Here is a 13,313-nt window from a genome sequence, read left to right on the forward strand (position 1 = left end):
GAAATGTCGATTCTGCTTGTCGACGATGACGCGGATTTTCGTTCACTGACTGCCCGCACGCTTCGCAAGTTCGGCTATCACATTCTCGATTGTGAATCAGGTGAAGCTGCCCTTGAGCAGCTCGACAAGCACAGCTTTGACTTGGCCATCGTCGACCTCTCCATGCCCGGGATGTCGGGGCTTGAGTTGCTTGAGGCCGTCAAAGAGCGTGCCAGTGAAACCGAAGCAGTCATGTTGACCGGAGACGCTACCGTTCGCACCGCTGTCGAGGCGATGAAACTTGGAGCACATGACTACCTGAGCAAACCGGTCGAGATGGACGAGTTGCGAGTCGTCATTGAAAAAGCATTCGAAGCGAGTCGACTACGGAAGGAAAACCGACAGCTCAAAGTTGCGCTACAACGATCACGTCCAACTTTCGACATGATCGGAAAATCTGAGGCGATGAATGAGGTCATGCGATTGATCCAGCGGGCTGGGCCAACCGACAAGCCCATCTTAATCCAAGGCGAAAGTGGAACTGGAAAAGAACTGGTCGCTCATGCTTTGCATCAAGCCAGCGACGTTGCCGACAAACCGATGATCGTGATCAATTGCGCTGCCTTGCCTGAACAACTGCTCGAAAGCGAATTGTTCGGCCACGAAAAAGGATCGTTCACAGGCGCATCCGTGGCCAAGCCAGGATTATTCGAGGTTGCAGACGGAGGAACTCTTTTCGTCGACGAGATCGGCGAACTCGACCCATCGCTGCAAGCCAAGTTCCTCCGAGTTCTCGAAGACGGCTCCCTTCGCAGAGTCGGCTCGACAAAGGAACGGAAAGTCAAGGTTCGCATCATCAGCGCAACCAATCGAGACATGGAGAAAGAAGTCGCAGACGGTCGTTTCCGAGAAGATCTATACTATCGAATTGACGTGCTCACGCTGCGACTCCCGCCGCTACGACAGCGACCGGAAGATATCCAATTGCTGGTCGCCCATTTCGCTGGCGATGATTGGGAAGTCGAGCCCGAAGCGATGAATGCCATTCGGAATTACAGTTGGCCTGGCAACATCCGACAGCTCATCAACGCCATTGAACGGGCGAAAATTCTGGCTGATGATGAAATCATTTGCCTCAAGAATCTCCCCGAAGTCGTTGCTAGTTGCGCTTCCGACAAACCGGTTCACACTTCTGCTTCCTTGAATGATGCCGGCGACGACCTGGAGTCAATCCAAAAGGCCCACATCGCCGAATTGATGATCCGTGAGGAAGGCAATAAAGCACGCATCGCCCGATTGCTCGGTGTCAGCCGGCGCACTCTCTACCGACTTCTTGACAAGTACGAGATTCCGAATCCCACGTCGGACGAAAGTGACGAGTAACCGCCGTCTGGCCGTCATAGCCTGAATGCAGCTTTCGCCAACTCAAAAGCTGCATTTCTCATTGCATAGCAGAGACATTTCTGACAGCGCAGTGATCGACTCGCGCATCATTTCGACACGGACACCACGCATTCGAGCCGTTAAACGGCTTGATTTCATGGCTGTTTTGATTGGCACCGTAGTTGCGACGAGGATTGGCCAAAACGAGTTCGTCAACGCTAACCCGCCGGTTCAGCGTTTTCATTGTAAGTCAACAAGAGATACATCTCGAACTGTCACGTCACTCGTAGAGTTTGCTGTTGTTTCTTTGCCTTCCTCGAAAAGAAACGTCAGTCGCATGTGACTTCGATCAGTTGACGCCCGAAGAATTTCAGCCTTGAGATCGCCTTTACGAGTCTGCAGGTTTACCCATCTCCATCGGCAGCGTTCCAAGCGGGCGCGGAACGAAGTGTCAGAACATGCGAATCGTTCAGTGTTTCAATCAGTAGGAGTGAGGACCCATGAATTCGACCGAAGCATGGTGCTGGAATTCACCCGGGGAACCCGAGGCGCTGAACCGTCAAACAGTTGACCTCGGCGCGCTATCGCGCCACGACGTTCTCGTTGAGAACCAAACGATTGCATTCAATCCAGTTGACTGGAAGTTGATCGAACATGGTCACAGCAACTGGCGTCCTGGACAGATTCCCGGTGTCGATGGGATGGGAAAGATTGTCGCCATCGGCGAGAGCGTTCAGCACCTGCGAGTAGGAAGTCGTGTTGCCTACCACACCGATCTGCGAGGGCAGGGGAGTTTCGCACGACATACAACAGTGCCAGCACGCGCTGTGATCCCGGTGCCACACTCGTTGAGTAATGAAGTTGCTGCAGCGATGCCATGTCCGGGCCTGACTGCCTGGCAGTCGTTGGAAAAACTGCCGGACTTGTCAGGTGAGGCTGTACTAATCACTGGAGCAGCCGGGAGCGTCGGACATTTTGCAACGCAATTTGCGTTGAACCGCAACATGCGTGTCTTCGCAACCGCCAGTGCGAAACACCATGAGTGGTTGTCACAGACTGGAGTTCAGGCTGCGGCCGACTATCACGACCACGATTGGATCGATCAATTGCGAAACGCAAGTGGCGGACAACCCTTCGCTGCGATCATTGATCTCGTTTCCGCCGATCAAGCGACTCAGCTAGTCGATCACCTCGGTTACTACGGCCACATCGTCGCTGTGCTGGGACGGGTTGAGCAAAACCCTCAGCCAGCATTTCAGCGATGCGCGTCGCTGCACGAGATTGCTCTCGGTGCTGCCCATGAATTTGGCTCAGATCAACAGTGGCACAAACTGGTTCGCGCCGGTGAATCGATTCTCGCCCAACTTGCAAATGGATCACTGAAAGCTCCGCCGCTGAAAACTGGTCGTTTTGAAGAGCTCCCGTCGTTTCTGTCTGAATTCAAGAACAACGGACAGGGAATCAAACACGTCGTCATAGTTGATTGAACTTCTCACAACACTTGAACCTCCAACACACAGAGTGATGCAGTGGATTTACATCTTGAAAACAAAACAGCTTTGGTCACCGCTTCGACTGGAGGAATCGGTTTGGCAATCGCTAAACGTCTCGCAGCCGAGGGAGCGATTACAATCATCAACGGTCGAAACCAGTTCAGCGTCGACCAGGCAATGAAAGAGATTTGGCGAGAAGTTTCGGATGCTCGATTGATCGGCCTTGCTGCGGACAATGGGACGGACGATGGAATTGCTAAGACGATCGTTGAACATCCCGAAGTTGACATTCTGGTGAACAACCTCGGAATCTTCGAAGCGGTCGACTTCTTCGACTTAACCGACGAACATTGGCAGAAGATCTTCGAGATCAACGTGATGAGTGGTGTTCGCCTCGCGAGACATTATCTCAAGCGGATGCTCGATCAAGACACCGGTCGCGTCATCTTCATCAGCAGTGAATCCGGAGTTGTTCCGTCACCGGAGATGGCTCACTACGCGATGACAAAGACCGCTCAGCTGGCGTTGTCTCGCAGCCTCGCTCAACTCACTAAGGGAACCAGAGTGACAGTGAATTCCGTGCTGCCGGGACCAACGAGAACTCCAGGTGTCGAGGAGTTTGTAGGCGAACTGTTTCCTGACGAAGATTGGTCCAACGCTGAAAAGCGATTCATGGCTGAGAACCGCTCAATGTCCCTCATTCAACGTTTGATCAAGCCGGACGAAATCGCCAATCTGGTCGCGTTCGTCGCGAGCCCTCTCGCAGGAGCGATCAACGGAGCAGCTATGAGAACCGAAGGGGGAATCGTCCCCACGATCGCTTAAGAACTGGTCACTTACAGTTCCACTTTGCTCTGGTCACTTGGTTTGACTGAATCAACAACGACTCAAATACGAAACATGAGCCCAAAACCATCGCTATTAACCTTTGCGATCCTAACTTCAATAATCCTCGCCGGGGGACCTGATTCGCTCGGAGCCGAAGCACCGCGGTTCCTTCGACCAGCGACAATCAAACAAAACTCAAATCCAGCTGCGCCGCTAGCTGCTGTTCTCTCGTTCGAAGCGAATGACAATGTGACGACCGAAGTCACAATCACGGACGGAACGAACCAGTGGAGTGTCGGCTTCGATGAGCCGACGAAAGTCGCCGCAGAGATGCCACTGATTGGCTTCCGTCCAGACCGAGAGCATCGACTGACAGTCGCAATTAAAGACTCGGAGGGAAATGAAACGACGGTTAAAGAACTTACATTTCGTTCGCCGAAACTCCCAACCGATCCAGCACTATTTCCACGAATTGAAACACAAACGAGATTGAAAGATCAAATCGAGCCGGGCTATCGACTGCTCAACCCTCGACGTCGTGTACCTGTTGGAGCTCAACTGACCAACGAACAGCAGCTGCGTTTTGGCGAGAGCTTCGGAATGCTGCTAATGGTTGATCACGATGGAACTCCAGTGTGGTACTACCAAACGGCATCGCGAATTGCAGGTTTTGAATATCACGACGATGGGCGGATTCTCTTTGTAACAGCTGACTTTCGCCTTATCGAAATTGATTTGCTTGGAAACGTGACTCGGTCGTGGTACGCAGCGGAACGCCCTCAAGGTTACGCCGAGAATTCAGAAGACGTCCCTGCACTCACTTTTCATCACGACGCCGATTTGTTGCCCAATGGGAATGTGCTTGCTCTGTCGACTAAGCGGCGAAAGATTAACGACTACTACACGAGCGAGACGAATGCCGACGCTGAACGGCAAACTCAATGGGTGATGGGAGACCGTGTGATTGAATTCACACCGAACGGCCGAGTGCTCTGGGAATGGGACGCTTTCGAAAACTTGCCTGTCAGGAGAATTGGCTACGAAACGTTCTCTGATTATTGGAAGCGACGAAGCTTCCCGGACACCATCGACTGGTCGCACGCGAATTCGATCACAAAGCTCGACGATGGTTCGGTGATGGTTAACTTTCGCTACCAGAGCGCGATCGTCAATTTCGACCCGAATAGCGGAGAAATTAATTGGATCTTTGGCGAGCCAACGGGTTGGCCAGATGAGCTACAGTCGAAGCTGATTCGCTTGGAAGGCAATTTCCGGTGGCCATGGCATCAGCACGCGCCTGTGTTGACTTCCAAAGGCACGCTACTCCTCTTCGACAATGGCAATTACCGTGCTCGTCCATTCAGTCAGCCGACGAAAATCCAAGACACCAGAAGTCGAGCCGTTGAATATGACGTCGACTTCGAAAATCGAATTGCTCGTCAAATCTGGACATCTGAGACCGCTAGCGACTTGCCACTTGTGTCCATTGCAATGGGCAGTGCTTCAGAGTTGGCAGAGACTGGCAATGTTCTCGTTGGCTACGGTGCAGTCGCTGATCCATTCAAGATCCACGAGATGACATGGGAGACCCGGAATCGTTTCAACCAAATCACAAGGTGCGTGGAGTATACCCGCACAAATCCTTCCGAAGTCGTTTGGGAGCTGGAACTCAAACCGACTGGTAGCGACCCGGAAATCACGTGGAACATCTTCAACACACAGATCGTGAAGATTCCTGCAAACTAAAGCTTATCAGCAGTTGAGACTTCCGCAGTCAAACTCAAACACCCTCGCATTCTCGGGCAATACAATGGACCAACCGATCTCTCAATCGGCCCTTCTGTCACCAATTCGAATCGTATGGCTCATCCAAACATGGCATTCGGGAATGCCAAATTCGGAATGGTACTTCGCGATCGAGAAATGCTTATGATGACTCTCTTCTCTGCTTCGATTAAACCGTAGGGAGAAGTCTCCTCGCCGGAAAAGACTGCAGCGAACTCATTTCGAGTTGACTGCCAATTTGGAGATTCGGCGAGAGTTGAAGGTTGGCGAGTTTTCTGGGGTTTGTGATAGGATCTCGACAAAATGTGAATTTTCGCGATCGTTCCGACCGACCGAAGTTGGTCATCGACACTGCCGATACCAGTGCAACAGGAGAACAGGGTGCCATTCAGCGAACAGACCACTCAATGGTCGTTGATCATCACAGCGGTGTTTATTGGCATGACGAACTCAGTGTTGCTGTCCGCAGAGATTGCGTTTTCAACTTATCTTGGTGGGTCTGAATGGGAACATGCCAGAGACGTTTGCGTCGATGATTCTGGCAACGTCTATGTTGTTGGAGGAACGCGATCAAGCGATTTTCCGACAACAGCAAACGCTCTCCAAACCAAACATGACAAATCTGGCGACAAGGTTGGCTCAGGCGGATACTGTGATGTGTTCGTTTCCAAGTTTGACGCTTCGGGAGAACTGATCTGGTCGACGCTCTTGGGCGGACCCAATTATGACCGCGCCTACGCAGTTGAAGTTGACAGAGCAGGATACGTCTATGTTGCTGGCCGCGCCGGCCCGGGTTTTCCTGTCACGAAAGATGCCTTTCAGCCTGAATTCCAGGGAGCTGATGAGGGAATCTACGGAATGCAAAACGGCTTTGTGGCCAAGATCAACCCCGATGGCACGGCGGTTGTCTGGGCATCATACGTTGGTGTTGGGCGCCTGTGCCGGGACATTGCTATCGATGAAGATGGTGATGTGTATCTTCCGACAAGCTACCAGGGAACGGGTCCACTACCGCCGAAGTCATGGTTTGAGGGAGCATTCCAACCGACTCCGGGTGGAGATGCCGATTGCGGTGCGTTGAAGGTCACCTCCGATGGTCGACGTGTTGTGTGGGCGACCTGGATTGGTGGAAGCCGGTTGGAAGTTCCAAACGCAGGCATTCGTCTCGATTCACAGAACAATGTTTACTTAAATCTCACCACAGAGTCCGACGATATGCTGACGACTCGGGGAGCGCACGACCGTTCGCATAATGGTGACAAGGACGCATACATCGCCAAGCTGAGTCCTGACGGGAAACATCTACTCTATGCAACCTACTTCGGTACTTCCGGGAACGATTTTGGCAACAGCACGCACAGCATGGCCGTCGACCCGAATGGCAACGCCTACCTCGTCATTTCTTCGGACAATGATGACATGCCGGTCACTGAGGGAGTTCTCCAACCTCATCTGAAAGGCGAACGGAATCTGGTTGTGACGAAGTTATCCCCGACTGGAGCTTTGCTGCACTGCACCTATTTAGGCGGGAGCGGCATCGACGGGATCGATGGCGTCTACGCTAACGACCGAGGAGAGGTCTACTTCACGGGGACTACTTCTTCGAACGACTTCCCCACAACGAACGATGCGTTGCAGCGGCTCAAATCTGACGACAACGATGTCATCGTGGTTGCGCTGAAATCCGATTTCTCCAGGTTGAAGTTTGCAAGTTTCCTCGGGGGAAAGAGCTACGACTACGGGCGTTCCTGTTTCCTCGACAAGAATGGCTCTTTCTATCTGGTCGGGTCAACGAACGGCGAGGAGTGGCCGGTCGTGCGAGCTGTTCAGGAGAAGTTCGCCGGTGGTGGAGGGGGTAAAGAGCTTTGTTACCAAGGCGGCTGCTACGCCGGAGACGTCATTGTCACGAAGATCACATTTGAGGCCCGCTGATTTGCCATACGCGATTCTTAGTTCATTCATACTTGTAAGAACGATGGCGAAACACTCAGCATATGTTTGTCGAATTGCAGGATACTCAATCGACTCCATATCGACTGAGAAACATTTCCACAGTTTGAGCCACAATTTGATTCCGCTTTCGGCGCGAGGGCGGAGCTTCGCCGTGAACAATAGTGGGCCAGAACGCAAATGTGCGCAACAGTCCGACGAATTGCAGTGCAGCGATCTCTGCGTCTCCCTCAAGTAGACAGCCAGACGCCTGCGCCTGTTTCATCCACGTTGTCACCCGCTTAATGAAGAAACGATGATCGACATGCTGGCCAGCATCCGGCTCTCCGAGAACGCGTGACAACCCCGCTCGGGCCAGGGCTTGAACATCTTCCGAAATGAAGAAATCAACTTCGGTGTGCGCGAGTTCGGTCAATTGATTCGAAAGATCCCGAGAATCGTCGAATTCACACGCCGGAAGCTGTGCGACGCGGCACTTCAACTCCTCAACGATCGCGTCGAACAGCGCTTCTTTGCTGTCAAAATGGTTATAGAGCGTCCGCTTACTCACCGACGCTGCGTCGGCAATGCCGTTCATGCTGGCGGCAAAGTAACCGTATTGCTGAAACGTTTTGACGGCAGCTTGCACGATCGCTGCTCGTTTGCGATCAGTCAGCCTTTGCGGGGCTGATTCACAAGTTGCACTTTGGGGTTTACTTTTTTTGACCATGAGATAAAGTACACCAATCGGTTTACTTTTTGCAAGCAGCGGTACTGTCCATCCAAGTTGACAAGTGATGCATCCCACAAGATATGACTTTGGCGTCATTAGCGCAATGCTTCTCTCCTTTTTCAGCTTCGGCGCGAGCGGCTGTACGCAAAACCAAACTGAAATTACCCCGATTGAAAAGCCACCGAAGCCGGTCGCAATCACTCCATTGCGGACGAGTGCTCCGACGATTCCGCACTTCATTACGGGCTCAGTCGTCCCGTGGAAATCGGAGCAGATTGGATTCGAAGTCGCTGGCCGCGTCGTTGAAGTGATTGAACCCAATGAGTTTGTCGTCCCGCACATTGGAAATGACGCCGCGGAATGTTCATCGCACGCAACTCCTTTGGGTCGTCTGGATGACGAACAACTTCGTATTGCGGTCGAATCTGCTCAGGCCAGTGTTGAGGTCGCGAAACTCAACCGCGACGCGAATCAGGTCACGATTCAGCAACAATTGCCCGCACAGATCGAGTCCGCCAAAGCTGAGGCAGATCTTGCTGACGTGGAACTGGCCCGCACATTGAAGCTTGCGGAACGGAATGCGACTTCCAAGGCAGAGGTCGACGCCGCACAAACCCGTGCTTCGACAACGAAGTCCCGTCTCTCCAGCTCGCAAGCTGAACTGGCAGAAGCGAAAGCCCGTCAACTCGTCCTTGAAGCACAGGTATTACAGGCTCAGCAGCAACTCTCAGAGGCCCAGCGCAATCTCAGGAACGCGGTTTTATTCAGCCCATTCCCCGGTCAGATTTCCCAAATCCACGCTGTCCCCGGCACGTATGTGAAAGAGGGAGATCCAGTTGTCACCGTGCAAATGATGGATCCAATGACCATCGAGTTTGAAGTGACAGCCCATGACTCTCGACGCTATCGTCGCGGCGACATCTTGCCAGTTGAAGTGACCGATGGAAGAGGCGACCCTCGGCGTTTGAGCGGTATGGTATATCGAGTCGACACAGTCGCTGACCCGGCAGCGAGAACTTTTACAGTGACGCTGCATGTCCGAAACGAAGTCGACGATTCCGAGTACTCCTCTTTGTGTGCCGATCAGTCAATTGCCTGGACTGACAAGATCATGCCTTTGAATATCGGTCCAATGATTACGGGTGATCGTCGACTGCTGGTCGTTCGTGAATCCGTCCACGAGATTGGCACTGAAATGTTTGTCTGGAAAGTGACGAATCGCCGGTGGGGATCACCTTCAACGCCGGGGGATGACGAGCTCTCAGTCACCAAAATTCCAGTGCGAATCACGAGTGACGAGATTCCCTATCTCGGTCGCTGGAAGTTTGTCGCGATTGATTTCACAGACCCCAGCGTAGACGTGGATGTCGACCGTGATCTGATTACCGGACAAGTCTACTGCAAATCGAATCCGTCGGAGGTTTCCCAGAGCGCAGGCAAAGACCGAACTACCATGGAATCATGGAACGGTTCACGCGTGATGCTCGACGATCAACGCTGGTTACTGCGGTCGGGTGACGTGGTCCGAATTTCGCTGACGCACGATGAACCAACCGACGGTTTCTACGTCCCCATGAAAGTTGTTCGAGAAGAGCAGGGGCGGACGTTCGTCCACGTCGTTGACGATCTCGACAGCCAGCCGACCGCGCGTCGCGTTTATGTCGACGTTGCAGAAGACGACTCGGTTATCGGTGAAACAGTCTTACTTTGCATCACACCAAAGTCGCCGGGAGATTTGACAGACGGAATGCAAATCGTTGCTGAGGGAACTCACTATTTGAAAGACGGCGAACGAGTCTTGATCTCACCGGTTGTGGGAGGCCAGCCATGAGAGACCTTCCAGAATTTGCAATCAATCGACCAACAATTACAATCACGTTGGTGGTTCTGCTGGTCGCGTGGGGCAGTATTAGCTTCTTGACGATGCCGCGCCGGGAAGACCCTGAGTTCACGCTCAAGGTCGCTGTTGTGACTACCCGCTGGCATGGAGCTTCGGCGGAGCAGATCGAAAAACTGGTCACCGACCCATTGGAAGATGCGATCGATGGACTGGAAGAAGTCCGACTCATTCGATCAACCTCGAGCAGCGAACAGTCCGTGATCTTCGTCGAACTCGAAGACAGTGTTCCAGGTGCGCGAGTCGACGATGCCTGGGACCGCGTGCGGGCTCGAATTCGCAATGTGGCGATGCCTGACGAGAGTATCTCACCGTTTCTGTTCGATGAATTCTCGGATACGAGCGTCTTGCTGTATGCCGTTCATCAACAGCCGCTCGACGGCGACTCTACGATCGAACCGCAGTTCGAGTATTCACCAAGACAACTCGATCTCTTCTCTGAACGTATTCGCGACTCACTGCGACTCTTACCCGGCGTCTCTCAGGTTGGCAGGTTTGGAGTTCAAGAAGAAGCGATCTACGTCGAGACGGATGAAGGAAACTGGTCGACTCGCGAACTGACTACAGATCAAATCGAAACTCTCGCCCAGTCGCACAATATCGTCGCCCCGGGCGGACGTATTGACAGTGAAGATGGACGCTTTTTTGTCCGACCGAGCGGCGATGTTAGTGCAGTGGAGGCGTTTGACTCTTTAGTCGTCGGTGTTGTAGCAACCGGAGATGAAGCAAGCGAATTAGGAGTCAATCAAGTTCAATTGAAGAGTATGGGTCTCGACGTTCGTCGAGACTATATCGACCCGCCTCAACGCATCTGCCGCTACGGAACTCCTGAGTTTGAGTCGCCTGCCATCATACTGGCTGTCTCGATGAAGTCCGGCGCGAACATTATTGACATTTGCGATCTCTGCAAACAAAGCGTCTCTCAGTTGCAAAGCACTGGTGTGTTGCCGCCTGATCTCGCCGTGTCGATCATTTCTGATCAATCCGACAGCGTGAAGCAACGTATTCGCGAGGTCGGCGAGAATATCGTACAGGCGATTCTCGTCGTCGTTGTACTGGTTTATTTGGTCGTCGGATTTCGCACGGCTGCAGTGATGGCTGCCAATATCCCGTTCGTCGTGATCTCATCGCTGGCGATCATTACACTCTTCGATGTGCAACTGGAACAAATGTCTTTGGCGTCGATGATTATTTCGCTCGGGTTGCTCGTCGATAATGCCGTTCAGGTTTGCGACCAAAGTCGCACCAATCAGATCGCCGGAATGAGTCCTCGCGAAGCATCAGTTGCTGGGGCGAAAATGCTCGGCCCGTCAATGTTAAGTGGCACTGCCACGACGGTCGCTGCGTTTATCCCCATGTTGATCGCAATGGACGGCGCCAACCGTGAGTTCATTTACAGCTTGCCAATTACGCTCTCCGTCATGCTCGCGGTGAGTTGGCTCTTGGCGATGACATTCTGCGTCATTCTCGCTGCGTGGTTTATTCGACCTCCTCGCGACCCAAATCGTCCAACGGCGCCGCTGCCTTGGTTAATGGGAAAATTCGGTGCATTGCGGCGAAAACTCCGAGGTAAGAATGAGGAAGCATCTACGCAGCAAGACGAGACTCAAAGCGGCATTTTCTATCGCATCTACGGAAGTGCTGTCAGTTGGACACTTCGTCATCGAATCGTCACGATAGCAGCGTCTATCGGAATGTTGATGCTTGTGACTCAACTTCCTATTTCCAGCGAATTCTTTCCTCTCACACAACGCGACCAGTTTGCCGTTGAAATCTATTTGCCTGAATCTGCTTCGATTGAACAAACGAACGAAGTTGCTCGAAGAGTGGAAGAAATGATTCGCGCTCTCAGCCCGTATGTCGACTCGGAAGGGAACTCGCACGAACGTCTGTTTAATATGCGTACGATCGTCGGTGGAGGAGGTTCACGATGGTATTTGGCATGGGAACCAGAATCTTTAAAGCCGAACTATGCTGAAATTTTAGTTCACACGAGGAATGGCAAGTTGACTCATGATTTTGCCGAACAGCTGCGCGTTGTCGCACGGCAAGGAGATGCAAGCCTAGGGCTTTCGCCCATCGCTGGCGCTCGAATTGTTCCTGTCGAACTGTCACTCGGTCCGCCTGCTGATCCAGTCGTTTTGAGAGTGATGGGAAATGGACTCGCGGATGCTAACGAACTTCGGCGTATCGCTAATCAGGTCCGAGAAATCGTCGATTCAGAGCCTGACACATGGGACGTCAACGACTCGTGGGGCGTCTCGGGCCAACAGCTCTTTGTCGATGTCGACTCGAATCTCGCCAGCCTTGCGGGAATTCGCAACACCGAAGTTGCGTCAACGCTCGATGCCTATTTCTCTGGAAAACTGTTGACAATGTACCGTGAGAATGACCGCCAAATCCCGGTCTATTTCCGTTTGAATCGCGAAAGCCGACGGTCACTTGGATCGGTTCATTACTCTCACATCGAAAGTCGTGCCGGGAAGGTCTCTCTCGCTTCGATTGCGAATGTGATACCGCAATGGCGGTTGGAAAGTATTGACCGGCGCGATGGAAACAGAACAATCGAAGTTCGATCGCGAATCAATTACGGAGCGTCAGGAAACGACATTACGAACCGAGTTTTCAATTCTGACGCAATGGAAAAACTGAAAGCTGAATTGCCTCCCGGGTTTCGAATTGAGATTGGTGGCGCACTTGAAGAGTCAATGAAAGCTCAGTGGAAAATGTTCCGCTCCTTCGGCATGTCCTTCATCGCAATTATTCTGTTACTCATCTTTCAGTTCAACAGCCTCGCCCGAACTTCGATCATCATGGTCACTTTACCTTTAGCACTTGTCGGGGCGCTGTTCGGTCTTTGGGTGACAGACAATGCATTCGGATTCATGCCGCAGCTTGGAGTGCTGGCGTTATTCGGAATCGTTTTGAACTCGGCCATTCTGTTTGTCGAATTTGCTGATATCGTCATGAGGCAGAAGACTTCCGAGACTAAGCAAGCATTAACACGCAAGGAATACCAAGATGCAATCGTCGATGCTGCTCGGCAACGACTGATGCCGATCTTCCTGACCACCGCCACAACAGTGGGAGGCCTGATTCCGCTCGCTGTAGCTGGTGGACCGCTATGGCAAGGATTGGCCTGGCTACTCATCTTCGGCCTGACATTCGCGACTGTGCTGACCTTGTTCGTCATTCCAGTTTTGTATTCCTTCATGTCACCAGCGAGTTTCCTCTCAGCTGCTCTCGATCAAGCTTAGTAGGCCTGTCTTCCATTGATCAGCAACAA

General features: G+C 52.5%; 8 protein-coding genes. 7 read left to right on the forward strand and 1 reads right to left on the reverse strand.

Features of this window, described 5'->3' with window-relative positions; genetic code table 11:
• Positions 1-3: 3 nt before the first annotated feature.
• The 5 genes from AB1L42_RS00270 to AB1L42_RS00290 all read left to right on the forward strand — a co-directional run bounded on the left by AB1L42_RS00270 (position 4) and on the right by AB1L42_RS00290 (position 7,400).
• Positions 4-1,362 carry a sigma-54 dependent transcriptional regulator gene (locus AB1L42_RS00270; protein ID WP_367049932.1) on the forward strand — a complete coding sequence of 453 codons (1,359 nt, stop codon included), beginning with the start codon at positions 4-6 and terminating at the stop codon, positions 1,360-1,362.
• 500 nt (positions 1,363-1,862) lie between these two features.
• Positions 1,863-2,849: a zinc-binding dehydrogenase gene (locus tag AB1L42_RS00275; RefSeq protein WP_367049934.1), complete on the forward strand. Its 987-nt coding sequence runs from the start codon at positions 1,863-1,865 to the stop codon at positions 2,847-2,849.
• Between the two features lie 42 nt (positions 2,850-2,891).
• Entirely contained in the window at positions 2,892-3,680 is a 789-nt protein-coding gene (locus tag AB1L42_RS00280) for an SDR family oxidoreductase (RefSeq protein ID WP_367049936.1), read from the forward strand.
• A gap of 75 nt (positions 3,681-3,755) precedes the next feature.
• A complete protein-coding gene (locus AB1L42_RS00285; RefSeq protein WP_367049938.1) occupies positions 3,756-5,429 on the forward strand; it encodes an aryl-sulfate sulfotransferase in 1,674 nt (557 codons plus the stop codon).
• A gap of 420 nt (positions 5,430-5,849) precedes the next feature.
• Positions 5,850-7,400 (forward strand): SBBP repeat-containing protein, encoded by a 1,551-nt coding sequence (locus AB1L42_RS00290; protein ID WP_367049940.1) that lies wholly within the window; start codon positions 5,850-5,852, stop codon positions 7,398-7,400.
• Between the two features lie 85 nt (positions 7,401-7,485).
• Here the strand turns inward: AB1L42_RS00290 and AB1L42_RS00295 are convergent, their stop codons facing one another.
• Complete coding sequence (locus AB1L42_RS00295) at positions 7,486-8,046, reverse strand: TetR/AcrR family transcriptional regulator (RefSeq protein ID WP_367049942.1); 561 nt, start codon at positions 8,044-8,046, stop codon at positions 7,486-7,488.
• 187 nt (positions 8,047-8,233) lie between these two features.
• On the opposite strand from AB1L42_RS00295, the gene AB1L42_RS00300 reads away from it, so the two are divergent.
• The gene (locus tag AB1L42_RS00300) at positions 8,234-9,961 is read left to right on the forward strand and encodes an HlyD family efflux transporter periplasmic adaptor subunit (protein ID WP_367049944.1); all 1,728 of its coding nucleotides are present in this window, start codon (positions 8,234-8,236) and stop codon (positions 9,959-9,961) included.
• Positions 9,958-13,284, forward strand: a complete 3,327-nt coding sequence (locus AB1L42_RS00305; RefSeq protein ID WP_367049946.1) for an efflux RND transporter permease subunit — start codon at positions 9,958-9,960, stop codon at positions 13,282-13,284. The genes AB1L42_RS00300 and AB1L42_RS00305 overlap by 4 nt, the downstream gene beginning before the upstream one ends.
• Positions 13,285-13,313 lie beyond the last annotated feature (29 nt).

This window comes from Thalassoglobus sp. JC818 (genome assembly GCF_040717535.1).
GTDB lineage: Bacteria > Planctomycetota > Planctomycetia > Planctomycetales > Planctomycetaceae > Thalassoglobus.

Coding starts and splice junctions, on each gene's coding strand:
- AB1L42_RS00270 (WP_367049932.1), top strand. CDS start 4: ATGTCGATTCTGCTTGTCGACGATGACGCGGATTTTCGTTCACTGACT.
- AB1L42_RS00275 (WP_367049934.1), top strand. CDS start 1,863: ATGAATTCGACCGAAGCATGGTGCTGGAATTCACCCGGGGAACCCGAG.
- AB1L42_RS00285 (WP_367049938.1), top strand. CDS start 3,756: ATGAGCCCAAAACCATCGCTATTAACCTTTGCGATCCTAACTTCAATA.
- AB1L42_RS00300 (WP_367049944.1), top strand. CDS start 8,234: ATGCTTCTCTCCTTTTTCAGCTTCGGCGCGAGCGGCTGTACGCAAAAC.
- AB1L42_RS00305 (WP_367049946.1), top strand. CDS start 9,958: ATGAGAGACCTTCCAGAATTTGCAATCAATCGACCAACAATTACAATC.